Origin of the sequence: Streptomyces sp. NPDC057307, from assembly GCF_042667665.1 — a bacterium.
Taxonomy (GTDB): Bacteria; Actinomycetota; Actinomycetes; order Streptomycetales; family Streptomycetaceae; genus Streptomyces.
Genome location: NZ_JBHUZM010000014.1, coordinates 80,484 through 97,472, shown reverse-complemented (window position 1 = coordinate 97,472; position 16,989 = coordinate 80,484). Strand labels below are relative to the sequence as shown.

Genomic DNA, 16,989 nt, shown 5'->3' with positions numbered 1-16,989 from the left:
GCCGCACCCCGCGCGTCTTCGCGCGTGGGGTGCGGCCCCTCGTCAACTGCCGTCCGCAAGACCTACTTGCGGATGAGGCTGCGGAGCACGTACTGCATGATCCCGCCGTTGCGGTAGTAGTCCGCCTCGCCCGGGGTGTCGATACGGACCACCGCGTCGAACTCCACGCCCGTGTCCGTGGTGACCTTGACCGTCGTCGGCGTCGAACCGTCGTTCAGCGCGGTGACGCCCGTGAAGGTGAACGCCTCCTCGCCCGTCAGGCCGTACGACAGCGCCGACGCGCCCTCCGGGTACTGGAGCGGCAGCACGCCCATGCCGATCAGGTTCGAGCGGTGGATGCGCTCGTACGACTCGGCGATGACCGCCTTGACGCCCAGCAGCGCCGTGCCCTTCGCCGCCCAGTCGCGGGACGAGCCCGAGCCGTACTCCTTGCCCGCGAGGACGACCAGCGGCGTGCCGGCCGCCTGGTAGTTCTGCGAGGCGTCGTAGATGAAGGAGACCGGGCTGTCCGCCACCGTGAAGTCGCGGGTGTAGCCGCCCTCCGTGCCCGGCGCGATCTGGTTGCGCAGGCGGATGTTGGCGAACGTGCCGCGGATCATCACTTCGTGGTTGCCGCGGCGCGAGCCGTACGAGTTGAAGTCACGGCGCTCGACGCCGTGCTCGTTGAGGTACTTGCCCGCCGGGGTGTCCGCCTTGATCGCGCCGGCCGGGGAGATGTGGTCGGTGGTGACCGAGTCGCCCAGCATGGCGAGCACGCGCGCGCCGGCGATGTCGGCGACCGGGGTCGTCTCCATCGTCATGCCCTCGAAGTACGGGGGCTTCCGTACGTAGGTCGACTGCGGGTCCCACTCGAAGGTGTTGCCCGTCGGGATCGACAGCGCCTGCCACTGGGCGTCGCCGGCGAAGACGTCCTGGTAGGACTTGTTGAACATGTCCTCGCCGATCGCGGAGGCGACGACCTCGTTGACCTCGGCCTCGGTCGGCCAGATGTCCTGGAGGTGGACGGCCTTGCCGTCCTGGTCGACGCCGATCGCGTCGCGCGTGATGTCGACCTTCATGGAGCCGGCGATCGCGTAGGCCACGACCAGCGGCGGGGACGCCAGGTAGTTCATCTTGACGTCGGGGTTGATCCGGCCCTCGAAGTTGCGGTTGCCGGAGAGCACCGCGGCGACGGCGAGGTCGTTCTCGTTGATCGCCTTGGAGATCTCCTCGTCCAGCGGACCCGAGTTGCCGATGCAGGTCGTGCAGCCGTAACCGACGAGGTTGAAGCCGAGCTTGTCGAGGTACGGCGTGAGGTTGGCCTTGTCGAAGTAGTCCGTGACGACCTTCGAGCCCGGCGCCAGGGTCGTCTTGACCCACGGCTTGCGGGTGAGGCCCTTCTCGACGGCCTTCTTGGCGACGAGCGCGGCGGCGACCATCACGTACGGGTTCGAGGTGTTGGTGCACGAGGTGATCGCGGCGACGGTGACGGCGCCGTGGTCGATCTCGTACGTCGAGCCGTCCGGCGTGGTGACCGGGGTCGGGCGGGTCGGCACACCGTTGGAGGAGGCCGGCGAGTCGGAGGCCGGGAAGGACTCCTTGCCCGCCTCCTCGTCGTCCGTCACGTAGTTGCGCACGTCGCGCGCGAACTGCTCCTTGGCGTTGGCCAGGACGATGCGGTCCTGCGGGCGCTTCGGGCCGGCGATGGACGGGACGACCGTGGCGAGGTCGAGCTCCAGCTTCTCGGAGAAGTCGGGCTCGGCGGCCGGGTCGAGCCAGAGGCCCTGCTCCTTGGCGTACGCCTCGACGAGCGCCACCTGCTGCGCGTCACGGCCGGTCAGGCGCAGGTACTTCAGTGTCTCGTCGTCGATCGGGAAGATCGCGGCGGTCGAGCCGAACTCGGGCGACATGTTGCCGATGGTGGCGCGGTTGGCGAGCGACGTGGCGCCGACGCCCTCACCGTAGAACTCGACGAACTTGCCGACGACGCCGTGCTTGCGCAGCATCTCGGTGATCGTGAGGACGAGGTCCGTGGCGGTGGTGCCCGGGGTCAGCTCGCCGGTCAGCTTGAAGCCGACGACGCGCGGGATGAGCATCGAGACGGGCTGGCCGAGCATCGCGGCCTCGGCCTCGATGCCGCCGACGCCCCAGCCGAGCACGCCGAGGCCGTTGACCATGGTGGTGTGCGAGTCGGTGCCGACGAGGGTGTCGGGGTACGCCTGGCCGCCGCGGACCATGACGGTGCGGGCCAGGTGCTCGATGTTGACCTGGTGGACGATGCCGGTGCCGGGCGGGACGACCTTGAACTCGTCGAACGCGGTCTGGCCCCAGCGCAGGAACTGGTAGCGCTCCTTGTTGCGGCCGTACTCCAGCTCCACGTTCTGCGCGAAGGACTCGGGCGTGCCGAACTTGTCCGCGATGACGGAGTGGTCGATGACCAGCTCGGCCGGGGCCAGCGGGTTGATCTTCGCCGGGTCGCCGCCCAGCTCCTTGACGGCCTCACGCATGGTGGCGAGGTCGACGACGCAGGGCACGCCGGTGAAGTCCTGCATGATCACGCGGGCCGGGGTGAACTGGATCTCCTGGCTGGGCTGCGCCTGGGAGTCCCACCCACCGATCGAGCGGATGTGGTCGGCGGTGATGTTCGCGCCGTCCTCGGTGCGGAGCAGGTTCTCCAGCAGCACCTTCAGGCTGTAAGGGAGGCGCGCTGAGCCCTCGACCTTGTCCAGCCTGAAGATCTCGTACGACTCGTCGCCCACGCGCAGCGTGCTGCGGGCGTCGAAGCTGTTCGCCGACACGACAGTCTCCTTCATGAATGTGCGCGTACTACCGCGCCGCGACGCATGTGCGGCTGACGCCGCGCGGTGCCGCCAACGGGCTGCTCGCCGATCCGCTAAGGTAAGGCTAAGTTAGGTTCGCCTTACTGCCTGGCGGCTGCGGTACGCCTTCGGCAGATATCTCGATGTCGAGATAACTCTAGTACATGACCGCTGCGAGGTCATGCCCGGGCGGCCGATGTATTCGGCCCGGCGGCTGTCGCGCTGTCCCGATCGAAGGCCGACCGGCGGCACCGAGGGCCGCTCGCCGAAGAAGTCACGCGGTGTTGGGGACGGGTGCAGGGAACGCTCGTGTCGCAGCCATCCACCGTGATCAGTGTGCGTCTCATGAGAGCGACAATGATCAGGAAACGCTGGAGCGGCTACATCGGTCATCTGGCGGCCGTCGTGCTGATCGCCACGGCCGGAATACTCGACATCGGTGCCGGGCAGGCCGAAGCCCGCGTCGACGCCGGCTCGGGTGGTCGCCCCGGGAACGCCGCCGAGCGCGCCCACCGGGACTTCCTCGACCACGGCGAGGACGCCGCGGTCCTCACCGCCGCGCACCGCGGCCAGTGGCGGGCCGCGCCGGAGAACAGCCTGCCCGCCGTACGGGCCGCGTACGAGGACGGCGCCGAGATCGTCGAGATCGACGTACAGCTCACGGCGGACGGCGTGCCGGTCCTGATGCACGACACCACGGTGAACCGCACCACGAACGGCACCGGCGCCGTCTCCGACCTCACCCTGGCCGAGTTGCGGGAACTGCGCCTGCGCGAAGGGCTCGGCGGCGCCCAGGCCGCGCTCACCGGTGAGCGGGTGCCCACGCTCGCCGAGGCGATGGGGATCGCGAAGAACCGGGGCCTGGTCAACCTGGACAAGGGCTGGCCCGCCCGCGAGGAGATCTTCACGGTCCTCCGGGAGACCGGTACGGTCCGCAACGGGCTGTTCAAGAGCGACGCCCCCGTGGCGGAGGTCGAGAAGTTCCGCGCGGCCCACCGGGACGCGATCTACCTGCACATCGTCTCGGACGCCAACATCGACGACATCGACGAGTTCGGCGCCCATCAGCCGGCGGCGTACGAGGTCATCTTCGACAGCGACCACGACGCGGTCGCGCGCACCCCCGTCCTGAGGCGCATGGCCGCCACCGGCCGGGTGTGGATCAACTCCATGTGGAACGGCCTGGCCGACCACTACACCGACGAGTACTCCCTCGTCGACCCGGCCCGCGGCTGGGGCGCGCTCATCGACGTCTTCGGCGCCAGTGTGCTCCAGACGGACAACGTGGTGGCCCTGAAAGCCTGGTTGGACACCGGCAGGGCGAACCCCGTGCCGCGGGGCGCCGTGCGAGTGCAGGGCGAGGACTTCGCCCGGGGCGGCGAGGGCGTCGCGTACCACGACACCGACGCCGGCAACCGCGGTGGCGTGGCCCGTGTCAACGAGGACGTCGACGTCTGCGACCAGGACGGCGCGGTGGACGTGTGCTGGCTGCGGGCCACCGAGTGGCTGACGTACGAGGTGAATATCCCCAGGTCGGGCACGTATCGGGTGGTCTCCCGGGTGTCCTCGCCCTACTCCCCGGCCGGCACCTACCGGCTGTCGTTCGACGGCGGCGCCGACAGCGGCCCGGTCGCGGTCCGGAACACCACGAGCCACAGCGCGTTCGTCGCGCAGGACAGCGGCGTGGAGCGGTATCTGACGCGCGGCACGCACAAGGTCCGCGTCAGCCTGGACGCGGACGCCTACCAGAACTGGAACCTGGACTGGTTCCAACTGGAGCGCGTCGGCCGCTGAGTCCGGTCCGCACGGTGACACGGACCGGCCGTTCCGAGTGTCTCTCCTCGGGCTGAGTGCTTCTGCTCAGGCTGAGCGCTTCTTCTCGGGACGGCCGGTCCGCGAGGGCGCGCGGTTGTGCCGGGCATGCCCCTCAGGTCTGACGGCCGCTCCGCCGCACGGCCCGCTCACACCGCCGCGCGCCATCCCGGCGGACGACCCGGACCGGGCTCCGAGGCTGATGGAACGTGGTGGGCCCGGCGGCAGGATGAGCCGTATGACCACTGTGGAAGCCGTCACCACCACCACAACCGCCACGACCGCCGGCTCCGTCGCGCCGCCGCCCCGTTGGGCGGTCCGGGCCGCGCATCTGACCACGCTGGTGGTGCTGCCGAGCGGGCTGTGGCGGATCGCCCTGGTGCTCGGTTTTCCGGCCGGCTACCTGGACGAGAGTTTCGTGGACTTCCAGACGCCCGGCGCCAAGATCTGGATGCTGACGCTGAGCGTGGTCTGCGAGCTGCTCGCCTTCCTGACGATCGGTCTGGTACGGCCGTGGGGCGAGGTCGTGCCCCGCTGGATACCGCTGATCGGAGGGCGTGCCGTGCGCCCGACGGCCGCCGTCGTCCCGGCCGCCGTCGGCGCGGTGGCGCTGACCCTGATGTGGGCGGGCGTGCCCTGGTGGTGGACGTATCCGCACGCCGACATGACGGACACGGGGAACATCGTGGTCGGCATCCTCTACCAGCCCCTGGTCCTCTGGGGGCCGCTGCTCGCCGCCGTGACCGTCTCCTACTACCGCCGCCACCGCTCCCCGCGCAGCCCTGGAGTCGCCTCCTGACGCGGGGGCACCGTCAATGTGCTGCCGTTCGTCGTGCCCTCCACCACGTTCACGTAGACGCGCGCGAGGTCGGCCGCCGGGACGCCGGGTGTGGGGTCCATGCCCAGGGCGGTCAGCGTCTCCCGTACCCAACCCGGGCTGACCGCGTTCAGCCGTACACCGCGCGGCATCTCGACCGCCGCCGCGTGGACGAAGGCCTCAAGCCCGGCGTTGACCAGATGGCCGAGCGAGCTGCCCGGTACGGGCTCGGCGAAGCGGCCGCTCGTGAGGGTGAGGGATCCGCCGTCGCGTACGTGGGTGAGCGCCCGTCGTACGAGGTCGACCTGGCCGATCAGCTTCCCGTCGAGGCCGGTCCAGAACTCGGCGTCCGACGGCGCCGTCAGCGGGGCCATCGCACCGCTCGCCGCGCAGCACACGATCGCGTCCACCGGGCCGGTCGTGTCGAGCAGGGCGTCGACCGAGGCCGTGTCGGTCAGGTCGACGCGCGGCGGGCCACCACGGCGTGCCGCCCGCAGCACCTCGTACGTCTCGTCCCGCGCGGCCAGCGCGTCGGCGACCGCGCCTCCGACGGTGCCCGTGGCACCGATCACCAGAATTCTCATGTCGCCATGCTGCGACGGTCCGGCTGCCGTACCCATCCCCCCGCCGAGACCACCCCTGACAGGTACAGGCGGGAAGGGCATCGCGCCCCGATACTGGAGCGTATGGAGACACACGCGGACCTGGGCGAATTCCTGCGGTCACGGCGCGCTCTGCTACGGCCCGAGGACGCCGGGCTGCCTACGTACGGAGGCAGCCGCCGCCGGGTGCCGGGCCTGCGTCGCGAGGAGTTGGCGCAGCTCGCCGGGGTGAGCGCCGGTTACTACACGCGCCTGGAGCAGGGGCAGAGCCCGAACGCGTCGGACTCCGTGCTCGACGCCGTCGCGCGCGTGCTGCGCCTGGACGACGACGAGCGCGCGCATCTCTACTCGCTGGCCCGTCCCCGGCCGAAGGCCCCTCGTCGGGAGGCGGAGCCGGAGCGGGTGCGTCCCGGCGTACGGATCATGATCCGGTCGTTCGGAGACGTACCCGCCCTGGTGCTCGGGCGCTTCGGCGACATCCTCGACTGGAATCCGGCGGCGCACGCGCTGCTCGTCGGCCATCTCGACATCGGCTCGCCGGACCGGCCCGGCGACCGTCCCAACATCGCCCGGCTGCTGTTCCTCGACCCGCACATGCGCGAGCTGTACGGCGGGGGTGAGGGCAACGGCGGCAACGGCAGCAGCGGCAGCGGCTGGACGCGGAAGGCACGCGCCACCGTCGCCGATCTCCGGCTGATCGCGGGGCGCTACCCCGACGATCCCGGTCTGACCGGTCTCGTCGGCGAACTGACCGTCGCCAGCGCGGAGTTCGCCGAGCTGTGGGCGGCGCACTCGGTGGGCGACTGCGGCACCGACACCCGTACCTACCGGCACCCGACGGTGGGCGCGATGACGCTCATGGTCGAGTTCATGACCCTGCCGAACGACGAGGGGCAGCGCGTGGCCGTGTACGGCGCCGAGCCGGGGTCCGCGTCCGAGGCCGCGCTCCGGCTCCTCGCCGCGACGGCCGCCGCCCCGTCCTCGGTCACCTGAGGATCCGGTACTTGAGGTGGGTGGCGCCGGGGGTGTCCACCACGCGGATCGGTTCGAGGTCGTGCGAGCCCAGCCCGAGGTTGTCGAAGAGCCGGAGACCGGCGCCGAACAGCACGGGGATCACATGCAGTTGGAGTTCGTCGACGAGGCGGGCCCGCAGATACTGCTGGACGGTGTGGGCGCCGCCGGCGATGTCCACGTGACGGCCGGCGGAGACGGCCTTCGCCTGGTCGAGCGCGCTGTGGATGCCGTCGGTGACGAAGGTGAAGCTGGTGCCGCCCTCCTTGACGAGGGTGGGCGCGGGGCGGTTGGTGAGCACGAACACCGGGGTACGGAACGGCGGGTTGTCGCCCCAGAAGTCGACCCCTGAGTCGTACATGAGCCGTCCCATGACCACGGCGCCCGTCGACTCGAACCACTCGCGCATGATGTCGGAGTCCTGGTCCGCCGCACCGCCGTTCAGACCCGTGCGCTCGCGCCAGCTGGACTGGGCGTGGATCCAGCCGCCGATCCGGTCGGCGCCGTGGCCCGCCGGATCGGCGACGCTGTGGTCGGTGCCGGCGATGTAGCCGTCCAGCGACATGACCATGTCGGCGGTGACGGTGACCGTCATGAGAGTGCTCCTTCGACGTTCGATGCTGCAGTCGGTGCTGCAGTCGGTGCTGCCGGTAGTCGGTCGGCGGGCGCCGATCTCGACATGCGGGGCCCGCCTGCTCCTATGACGCGCGTCACTCCACGCGGCGTGCGGCATGCAGCGAGCCGAGCAGCGCGAGCGCGTCGGCATCCGGACCGCCGGGCTCGGCGGTGCCGACGAGCAGGTGCCGGCCGGGCGTCCCCTGGACGTCGAAGGTCTGGTACGTCAGCACGATCCGGCCCACCTCGGGGTGGTTGAAGATCTTGGTCTTGCGGCCGAGTCCGCTGACGCTGTGGTCCCCCCAGAGCACCGCGAACTCCTCGCTGCTCGCCCGCAGTTCGGCGACGAGGCCGGTGAGCGCCGGATCGTGCGGGTCATGGCCGACGGCCAGCCGCAGCGCCTCGACGCTGTCGCGTGCGACGGTCGCCCACTCGGCGAAGAGATCGCGGGCGGCGGGGTCGTGGAAGAGGGAGCGGACCATGTGGCGGTGGTCGGCGAGGGGGGACATCAGGGCGTCGGCGAGGGCGTTCGACGCGAGGACGTCGAGACGGCGGTTGACGATGTACGCGACGGCCGCCGGGAAGGCGCTCATCAGCCGCGCCAGCTCGGGGTCCACATGGTCGGGACGGGCCGCGGTTTCGTCGTGGGTCTTCGGCGCGAGGCCGGCCAGGCGGTACGCGTGGCCGGCGGCGTCCGCGTCGAGTCGCAGGGCGTGGGCGAGGGCGTCGATCACCGGCCCGGAGGGGCTGCGCTCCCGGCCCTGCTCCAGCCGGGCGTAGTAGTCGGCACTGACCCCCGCGAGCACGGCGACCTCCTCGCGCCGCAGCCCGGCGACCCGGCGGGCTCCGGAGCTGGGCATTCCCACGTCGGCGGGCCTCAGCCGGGCTCGCCGGGCCCGTAGGAATTCGCCCAGTCCGTAACCGCTCATGGTGCAAATCGTACGTCGCGACGCGCCGCCGGGCCCGGCTCATGGAGCCGTGGCCAGGTGCGCCTGGGGTGTTCCCGGCTTGTTCTGGGCCGCTCCGGGCCGCTCGCGGATGTTCCAAGGTGATCCGGGGTGTGGCGCACCCAGGAAGTCCCGCCCTGCCTCGCGGGCGGGATCCGGCGCATGCTCGCCGTACCGGACCAGCCGTGTCCCCCACCCCCCGCACCTCTTGCGAAGGATTCCCCCGTGACCACCCCCACCAGCAAGGTCGTCCTCATCACCGGCGCGAGCAGCGGCATCGGCGAGGCCACCGCCCGACGGCTGGCCGCCTCCGGCCACCGGGTCGTCCTCGGCGCCCGCCGTACCGGCCTGATCGCCACGGTCGCCGAGTCCATCCGGACCTCCGGCGGCACCGCCGACCACCACGAGCTGGACGTGACCAGCCTGGAGAGCATGCGGTCGTTCGTCGCGGGCGCGCGCGAGCGGCACGGGCGGGTGGACGTCCTCGTCAACAACGCGGGCATCATGCCGCTGTCGACGATGGACGCGCTGAAGATCGACGAGTGGAACCGCATGATCGACGTCAACATCCGGGGCGTGCTGCACGGCATCGCCGCCGTACTGCCCGTCATGCGCGACCAGGGCGCCGGGCACATCGTGAACATCGCCTCCGTCTCCGGGCTCCGCGTCGACCCGACAGCGGCCGTCTACAGCGCGACGAAGTTCGCGGTCCGCGCGATCTCGGAGGGGCTGCGACAGGAGAGCCGCGAGGTGCGCGTCACCGTGGTCAGCCCCGGCCTGACGCACAGCGAACTGACCGACGGCATCAGCGATCCCGCTGTACGCGAGGCGGTACGCGGCAGCATGGGGGTCGCCATCCCGGCGGCGGCAATCGGCGAGGCGATCGACTACGCGATCGGGCAGCCGCCGGAGGTCGACGTCAACGAACTCGTGATCAGGCCGACGGCCCAGGGCTGACGGCCCTTCGACGGCGCAGCCGAGGTGACTCTCCGTCAATGTCGGTGTCGGCACACATGTATGAGGGTCGACGGGTAACCCGTACTCCCGACAGGGCTCCACCGAGGCCGACTTGAGGAGAACGCCGTGGCGATCACATTCCGTAAGAGTTTCCGGATCCTGCCGGGTGTGCGACTCAACATCAACAAGCGCTCGTGGTCCATCACCAGCGGCAGCAAGAACGGCCCGAAGCACACCACGAGCAGCACCGGCCGACGGACCACCTCGATGGATCTGCCCGGTCCCTTCGGCTGGCGCAAGACCACGCGGAAGCGCCGCGGCCACTGACCCGGCCGCCCGTGCCCGTACACCGGCCGTCCCATCACCCGTACCCCGTCCGGCCGTACCTCGCTCGCCGGGGCGGGCACGGCGGGCCAGGATGGGGAACGAGGTGCGCGTGTGAGCCTCGGCCGGGGCTCCACGAATGGCGGACCTCAACTGCTCTCTCATCTCACATATGAGATAGCCTTTCGCCATGGCAGACGACTACCTCGTACGTATCGGCAAGCTCATTCGTGACGCCCGGCAGCACCGGGGCTGGACTCAGACCCAGCTTGCGGATGCGCTGGCCACCAGTCAGAGCGCCGTGAATCGCATCGAGCGCGGCAACCAGAACATCAGCCTTGAGATGATCGCGCGCATCGGTGAGGCGCTCGACAGTGAGATCGTGTCGCTCGGCTACGCCGGGCCGATGCACCTTCGCGTGGTCGGCGGACGCCGGCTCTCCGGCTCGATCGACGTCAAGACGAGCAAGAACGCCTGTGTGGCGCTGCTCTGCGGTTCGCTGCTCAACAAGGGGCGTACGGTCCTGCGGCGGGTGGCGCGTATCGAGGAGGTGTACCGGCTCCTCGAAGTGCTCAACTCCATCGGTGTACGCACCCGTTGGATCAACGACGGCATGGATCTGGAGATCGTGCCGCCGGCGGAGCTGGACATGGCCGCCATGGACGCGGACGCCGCGCGCCGCACCCGCTCGATCATCATGTTCCTCGGCCCGCTGCTGCACCGTATGGACAACTTCCGGCTGCCTTACGCGGGCGGCTGCGACCTCGGTACGCGCACGATCGAGCCGCACATGATCGCGCTGCGCCGCTTCGGCCTGGACATCACGGCGACCGAGGGGCTGTACCACGCGGTGGTCGACCGCTCGACGTCGCCGGACCGGCCCATCGTGCTGACCGAGCGCGGCGACACGGTGACGGAGAACGCGCTGCTGGCCGCCGCCCGGCACGACGGCGTCACCGTCATCCGTAACGCGTCGTCGAACTACATGGTCCAGGACCTGTGCTTCTTCCTGGACGCGCTCGGGGTACGGGTCGACGGCGTCGGCACCACCACGCTCACCGTGCACGGCGTGCCGAGCATCGACACCGATGTGGACTACTCCCCCTCCGAGGACCCGGTCGAGGCGATGAGCCTGATCGCCGCCGCCGTGGTCACCGAGTCCGAGCTGACGATCCGTCGGGTGCCGATCGAGTTCCTGGAGATCGAACTCGCGGTGCTGGAGGAGATGGGCCTGGACCACGACCGTACGCCCGAGTACCCGGCGGACAACGGCCGTACCCGGCTGGTGGATCTGACCGTACGGCCCTCGAAGCTGGAGTCGCCGATCGACAAGATCCACCCAATGCCCTTCCCGGGTCTGAACATCGACAACGTGCCGTTCTTCGCGGCGATCGCCGCCGTCGCGCAGGGCACCACCCTGATCCACGACTGGGTCTACGACAACCGCGCCATCTACCTGACGGACCTCAACCGCCTCGGCGGCCGGCTCCAACTCCTCGACCCGCACCGGGTCCTGGTCGAGGGCCCGACGCGCTGGCGCGCGGCGGAGATGATGTGCCCGCCGGCGCTGCGGCCCGCGGTGGTGGTGCTGCTGGCGATGATGGCGGCGGACGGCACGTCGGTGCTGCGCAACGTCTATGTGATCAACCGCGGTTACGAGGATCTGGCGGAGCGGCTGAACTCGGTGGGCGCGCAGATCGAGATCTTCCGCGACATCTGACGAGCGAAGGCCGCCGCACCCCGCCTGACCTGCGATCCAGGGGCCATGGAGGGGTGCGGAAGGGTCGGAACGCGCGGGAACCGCGTCATGAGGTCGGGTACGGCAGCGCCGTCCAGGGTGGCCGCTTCCCGGTATCCGAGGTCGGGCCGCGGTTCTCTCTCCTGACGACTGCCTCGCGGAGTCGTCGGCGGACCACCCGGTCTACGTAATTTACGCCGACGCGAAGGGGCCCTCCGGCGCGCGACGGTGTCCCCATGAAACGACGCACAGCGCTGAAGGCCCTCGGAATGGGGATCGGGGGCTCGGTCGTCCTCGTCGGCGGTGGTTTCGGTGTCTACTACGCCGCAGCGAAGCAGGACACGGTCGGCGAGGTCGCCTTCGACAAGGCCCTGTCGATCCCGCCGCCGGCGGAGTCGAAGATCAACGCTTCGGGTGCCCGGGTCTTCTCGCTCGGCATCCGGTCCGGCAGGACCCGGTTCAAGGCCGGGTCGGCCACCCGCACCTGGGGCGTGAACGGTTCCTACCTCGGTCCGACGATCCGCGCGCGGCGTGGCGAGCGGGTCGAGTTCGAGGTGGACAACGGACTGGACCGGGACACCTCGCTCCACTGGCACGGGATGCACCTGCCCGCGGCCATGGACGGCGGACCGCACCAGGTCGTCCCGCCCGGGGAGACCTGGCGACCGCGGTGGACGATCGACCAGCCCGCCGCGACACTCTGGTACCACCCGCACGTACACGGTGCGACCGCCGACCACCTGTACCGGGGCCTCGGCGGGCTGTTCATCGTCGATGACGAGACCACCGAGGGGTCGAAGCTGCCGTCCGAGTACGGCGTCGACGACATCCCGATGATCGTGCAGGACCGTGCGTTCGACGGGGACAACCAGTTCGAGGAGCGAGTACCGCTGGGCGGCTCGCTGGGCGTCATAGGTGACGAGGTGCTCGTCAACGGCACGCTCGGTCCGTACGTCGACGTGACGACCGAACTCGTAAGGCTGCGGCTGCTCAACGGCTCCAACGCCCGCCTGTACAACTTCGGGTTCTCCGACGACCGGACGTTCTCGCTCGTCGCCACTGACGGCGGACTGCTCGCCAGACCGTGGAACACCGAGCGCCTGTACCTCTCGCCGGGTGAACGCGCCGAGATCGTGGTCGCGTTCAAGCCGGGAGAGCGGGTCGAGCTGCGTTCCCATCCGTCCGAGTACGGCGGCACCCTGGGACGGATCGACGGCTTCGACGACCGTCTCGACATCTGCCAGTTCCGGGCCGCGGCAACCCTGTCCGAGGGTGCCGAAATCCCTGCCGTGCTCGGCGTCACGCCGGATCTCGCCGGCGAGAAGGCCGCACGGGAACGCTCCTTCGTGCTCGCGTCGGACCGGATCAACAGCCGGTCGATGGCGATGGACCGTATCGACTTCGGTGTCCGCGAGGGCACCGTCGAGGTGTGGGACGTGGTCAACGACAACGGCTTCCTGCACAACTTCCATGTCCACGACGTGCAGTTCCAGGTGCTCACGGTGGGCGGCGGGAAGCCGCAACCCCACCTGCGCGGCTGGAAGGACACCGTCCTGCTGGCCCCGGGAGAGCACTACCGGCTGGCGATGCGCTTCCGCGGCCACACCGACCCGAACACGCCGTACATGTACCACTGCCACCTGCTGCAGCACGAGGACAGCGGAATGATGGGCCAGTTCGTCGTCCTGGGCGAAGGCGAGAAGGTCGGCGTCGTGCCGCGGCAGCACAACCACTCCTGAAATCTCCACCCCCACAAGGAACAAGGAACAGGGAACTCCATGCACGTCTCCGCTTCCCCTCGCCGCCCCGCCAGGAAGGCCGCCGCCGCGATCGCCGCGGCCGTCAGCCTGGCCATCGCCCTCAGCGGTTGTGGCTCCGGCAACGACTCCGACGACAAGGCCGAGGACGGCAAGACCAAGACCCCCACCGCGTCGGCCACCGCGTCCGCCACCGGACAGGCCGGACAGTCTGACGACAGCCAGTGCGGCGGGAAGAGCACCGACCCCAAGGCGGCCGTCACCCGCTCCTCCGACATCGACATCGACGCGCCCGTCGAACGGGTCTGGGATGTACACACCGACGTCGTGAAGTGGAAGGAGTGGCAGGACGCGGTCCTGACCATCGAGCGCCTCGACGCCGGCGACTTCTCCCGCACATCCACGTTCCGGTGGACGACTCCCGTGCCCAAGTCGGACTTCGCTCCGGCGGACACTCTGGCGATCACCTCCAGCGTCAAGCACATGGAGCCCGGCGCCTGCGTGATCTGGGACGGGCCCGCGAAGGGCAAGGCGATCACCATCGACAAGGGAACGCACCTCTGGGTCTTCACGAAGACCGACAAGGGCACCCGCGTACACACCCAGGAGTCCTGGGACGCCCCGCTGCTGGACTCATTGCAAGGGGCTGACCGTGAGGCCGTCGCCGACATGCTCGGTGGTGGGCTGGACGTCTGGCTCAAGGCTCTGAAGGCCGAGGCCGAGGCCCCGGCGAGCTGACGACCGCACACGCGCCGCCCGTACACGAGCCGCCGCGTACGGCGGAGTCGTCGACGCCCCGGCTCGGCTCGGCGCGGTGAACTACGCGCGGTAGCCTACGCGCTGTGCAAACGTTGGCTCCAACTCGTGGTCCGCTGCTCGGCAGGCAGTACGAGACACAGCGCCTGAGCGAACTGATCGAGGCGGCGCGGGCGGGCCGGGGCGGCACCCTGGTCCTGCGTGGTGAGGCGGGGATCGGCAAGAGCACGCTGCTGGAGTACGCGGAAGGGACCGCGTCCGGGTTCCGCGTGCTCCGCGCGGGTGGCTCCCGGCTTGAGGCGGAGCTGCCGTTCGCCGGGCTGCACCAGCTGTGCCTTCCGGTGCTGGGGCAGCTGACCGAACTGCCCGCCGAGCAGCGCCAGGCGCTCCGCGTCGCCTTCGGCCTGGCGTCCGGGAAACCGGACGTGTTCCGGGTCGGCCTGGCCACCCTGGGGCTGCTCACGGCGGCCGCCCAGGAGCGCCCGGTGCTCTGTGTGGTCGACGACGCGCACTGGCTCGACGCGGCCTCGTCGGCGGCGCTGGCGTTCCTCGCCCGTCGCGTCTCCGCCGAGTCGGTCGCCATGCTCCTCGCCGTCCGACTGCCTTACGAGGCAAGCGAGTTGGACGCCCTGCCGACCCTGGGCGTCGAGGGGCTGAGCGACGCCGGCGCACGGGCGCTGCTCGCCGCACAGAGCCACGAGACACTCGACGAACAGGTGCGTGACCGGCTCGTGGCCGAGGCGCGGGGCAACCCCCTGGCTCTGGTCGCCCTGCCCAGGGCCGGTGGGTTCGCCCCACCACGACCCACCTCGGTGCCGACCCGGGTCGCACACGAGTTCCGGACCATGCTCTCCGGTCTGCCCGCACACGCGCGGCTCCTGCTCACGATCGCCGGCGCCGACCCGACCGGCGACCCCGGGCTGCTCTGGCCCGCCGCGCGCCGCCTGGACATCGACCTGCCGACCGCCGGCGCGGCCGCCACCGCCACCGGGCTGGTCGAGTTCGGCACCCGCGTGCACTTCTACCACCCCCTGGCGCGGGCCGCGGCATACGACGCCGCCCCGGCGGGCGAGCGGCGGCTGGCCCATCGCGTGCTCGCCGAAGTCACCGACCCGGTCGCCGACCCCGACCGGCGCGCATGGCATCGTGCCCAGGCCGCCGCCGTACCCGACGAGGATGTCGCCGCCGACCTGGAGCGCTCGGCGTCCCGGGCCCGGGCACGTGGCGGTGCGGTGGCCACCGCCGCCTTCCTCGAACGCGCGGCGGAGCTGTCGCTCGACGCCGTACGGCGGACCGAACGGACCCTCGCGGCCACGCGCGCCCACCTCGACGCGGGCGCCACCGACAAGGCGGCCACGCTGCTCAGGACGGCCGAGAACTCAAGGCTGGACACGTTCCAGCAGGCGGAGACCGACCAGCTGCGGGGCCGGATAGCCCTGGTCCGGGTCGACGACGGCGAGGGCCCGGCGTGGATGCTGCGCGCCGCGCGGCGGCTCGCGTCCGTCGACATCGAGCGCTCCCGGGAGAGCTGTCTGGAAGCACTTGAGATGAGTCTGCTCGTCGGACGCTCGAGCGGCGTGATGGACACGGTCCTCGCCGAAGCGAAGTCCGCGCCGGCGCACCCGCCGGACATCCTCGACGCACTGGACACGCTGACCGCGAACGGGCACCGGGCGGCCGTACCCCTGATCAAGGAGGCCCTCGACGGGGCGAAGGGTCCTTTGTGGACCCGGCACCCCGCACTCGCGATCATTCTCGCGGCCGAGTTGTGGGACCCGGACACCCATATGCGGATCATCGAGTGGCTGCTGAAGTCCGGCCGTGAGTCGGGATCGCCGCTCGTCCTGAGGCTCGGTCTCGCGCAGGCCGCATCCGCCGCCGCGCTCACCGGCGATCTCGACAGAGCGATGACCGCGATCGCCGAGGAGGAGGCCATCGCGGACGCGACCGGTGCGCCTCAGATCATCTACCACCGGCTGCAGTTGGCCGCGATGCGCGGACGCCGCGAGGAGGCGTCCGCGCTGTTCGAAGCCGTCATGGCAACGGCGACCGCCACAGGACAGGTGGTCTCCAACGTCCACTGGGCGCGCGCCGTGCTCAACAACGGCCTGGCGGATTACCCGGCGGCACTGGACGCCGCACGACGTGCCACCGCCGACGGGGAGTTCTTCACCGCGGGTTTCACCTTGCCGGAGCTGGTGGAGGCCGCCGTACGCTGCGGCGAGCACGCGGCCGCCGTCGCCGCGCTGACGTCGCTGACCGAACGCACCGAGGCGTGCGGAACCCCCTCGGGCCTGGGGATCGCCGCCTACGCGCGAGCGCTGGTGACGGGAGCGGAGAACGACTACCGGGAAGCGATCGCCCACCTCGCCGACACACCGATGCTCCCGTACCGGGCCAGGGCCCACCTCCTGTACGGGGAATGGCTGCGCCGGCAGGGCCGCAGACAGGACTGCCGGCCCCATCTGCGCACCGCGCACGAGCTGTTCACCGGCGCCGGACTGGAGGCGTTCGGCCGACGCGCGGCCGACGAGCTGCGCGCCACGGGCGAGACCGCACGCAGCCGCACCGATCACGCCCGCGACCAGCTCACCATGCAGGAGCTGCACATAGCGCGGCTGGTCGCCACCGGCGCGACGTCGAAAGAAGTGGCCGCCCGGCTGTTCCTCAGCCCCCGGACCGTGGACGCCCACCTGCGCAACATCTACCGCAAGCTGGGCATCAACTCCCGCAGACAACTCCGGGACCGGCCCGACCTGCGGCCCGCCGACCAGGTCCTGTCGCCCGGACACGGCCCGGTCGCACCAGGTTCGGCCTTGCCGGATGCGGCACGGCGAAGCTGAGGCGAGGCCGAC

Annotated in this window: 13 protein-coding genes; 9 read left to right on the top strand and 4 right to left on the bottom strand. The window is 70.6% G+C overall.

The window, feature by feature from the left end; translation table 11 throughout:
• Window positions 1-62 precede the first annotated feature (62 nt).
• Window positions 63-2,777, bottom strand: a complete 2,715-nt coding sequence (acnA, locus tag ACFUN8_RS08825; RefSeq protein WP_383633646.1) for an aconitate hydratase AcnA — start codon at window positions 2,775-2,777, stop codon at window positions 63-65.
• A gap of 366 nt (window positions 2,778-3,143) precedes the next feature.
• Here acnA and ACFUN8_RS08820 point away from each other — a divergent pair, with 366 nt between their 5' ends.
• Together ACFUN8_RS08820 and ACFUN8_RS08815 are read left to right on the top strand one after the other, a co-directional pair.
• Window positions 3,144-4,592 carry a glycerophosphodiester phosphodiesterase family protein gene (locus tag ACFUN8_RS08820; protein WP_383633631.1) on the top strand — a complete coding sequence of 483 codons (1,449 nt, stop codon included), beginning with the start codon at window positions 3,144-3,146 and terminating at the stop codon, window positions 4,590-4,592.
• Window positions 4,593-4,848: 256 nt separating this feature from the next.
• A complete protein-coding gene (locus ACFUN8_RS08815) occupies window positions 4,849-5,409 on the top strand; it encodes a hypothetical protein (RefSeq protein WP_383633628.1) in 561 nt (186 codons plus the stop codon).
• Here the strand turns inward: ACFUN8_RS08815 and ACFUN8_RS08810 are convergent.
• Window positions 5,364-6,011 carry a short chain dehydrogenase gene (locus tag ACFUN8_RS08810; RefSeq protein ID WP_383633625.1) on the bottom strand — a complete coding sequence of 216 codons (648 nt, stop codon included), beginning with the start codon at window positions 6,009-6,011 and terminating at the stop codon, window positions 5,364-5,366. The genes ACFUN8_RS08815 and ACFUN8_RS08810 overlap by 46 nt on opposite strands.
• A 102-nt stretch (window positions 6,012-6,113) precedes the next feature.
• On the opposite strand from ACFUN8_RS08810, the gene ACFUN8_RS08805 reads away from it, so the two are divergent.
• A complete protein-coding gene (locus tag ACFUN8_RS08805; protein WP_383633622.1) occupies window positions 6,114-7,022 on the top strand; it encodes a helix-turn-helix transcriptional regulator in 909 nt (302 codons plus the stop codon).
• On the opposite strand, the gene ACFUN8_RS08800 is transcribed toward ACFUN8_RS08805, so the two are convergent.
• On the bottom strand, window positions 7,015-7,635 hold the full coding sequence (locus tag ACFUN8_RS08800) for a dihydrofolate reductase family protein (RefSeq protein ID WP_383633620.1): 621 nt from the start codon (window positions 7,633-7,635) through the stop codon (window positions 7,015-7,017). The two genes, ACFUN8_RS08805 and ACFUN8_RS08800, sit on opposite strands and share 8 nt — an antisense overlap.
• Window positions 7,636-7,750: 115 nt before the next feature.
• Window positions 7,751-8,584 (bottom strand): helix-turn-helix domain-containing protein, encoded by an 834-nt coding sequence (locus ACFUN8_RS08795; RefSeq protein ID WP_383633618.1) that lies wholly within the window; start codon window positions 8,582-8,584, stop codon window positions 7,751-7,753.
• Between the two features lie 180 nt (window positions 8,585-8,764).
• On the opposite strand from ACFUN8_RS08795, the gene ACFUN8_RS08790 reads away from it, so the two are divergent.
• From ACFUN8_RS08790 to ACFUN8_RS08765, 6 genes are all read left to right on the top strand, one after another.
• Complete coding sequence (locus ACFUN8_RS08790) at window positions 8,765-9,559, top strand: SDR family oxidoreductase (RefSeq protein WP_383633643.1); 795 nt, start codon at window positions 8,765-8,767, stop codon at window positions 9,557-9,559.
• 126 nt (window positions 9,560-9,685) lie between these two features.
• A complete protein-coding gene (locus ACFUN8_RS08785) occupies window positions 9,686-9,886 on the top strand; it encodes a DUF4236 domain-containing protein (RefSeq protein ID WP_383633616.1) in 201 nt (66 codons plus the stop codon).
• A gap of 187 nt (window positions 9,887-10,073) precedes the next feature.
• A complete protein-coding gene (locus tag ACFUN8_RS08780; protein WP_382570719.1) occupies window positions 10,074-11,603 on the top strand; it encodes a helix-turn-helix domain-containing protein in 1,530 nt (509 codons plus the stop codon).
• 254 nt (window positions 11,604-11,857) lie between these two features.
• Complete coding sequence (locus ACFUN8_RS08775; protein ID WP_383633613.1) at window positions 11,858-13,360, top strand: multicopper oxidase family protein; 1,503 nt, start codon at window positions 11,858-11,860, stop codon at window positions 13,358-13,360.
• Between the two features lie 39 nt (window positions 13,361-13,399).
• Window positions 13,400-14,116, top strand: a complete 717-nt coding sequence (locus ACFUN8_RS08770) for an SRPBCC family protein (protein WP_383633610.1) — start codon at window positions 13,400-13,402, stop codon at window positions 14,114-14,116.
• Window positions 14,117-14,220: 104 nt separating this feature from the next.
• Complete coding sequence (locus ACFUN8_RS08765) at window positions 14,221-16,977, top strand: AAA family ATPase (protein ID WP_383633607.1); 2,757 nt, start codon at window positions 14,221-14,223, stop codon at window positions 16,975-16,977.
• Window positions 16,978-16,989: the final 12 nt, after the last annotated feature.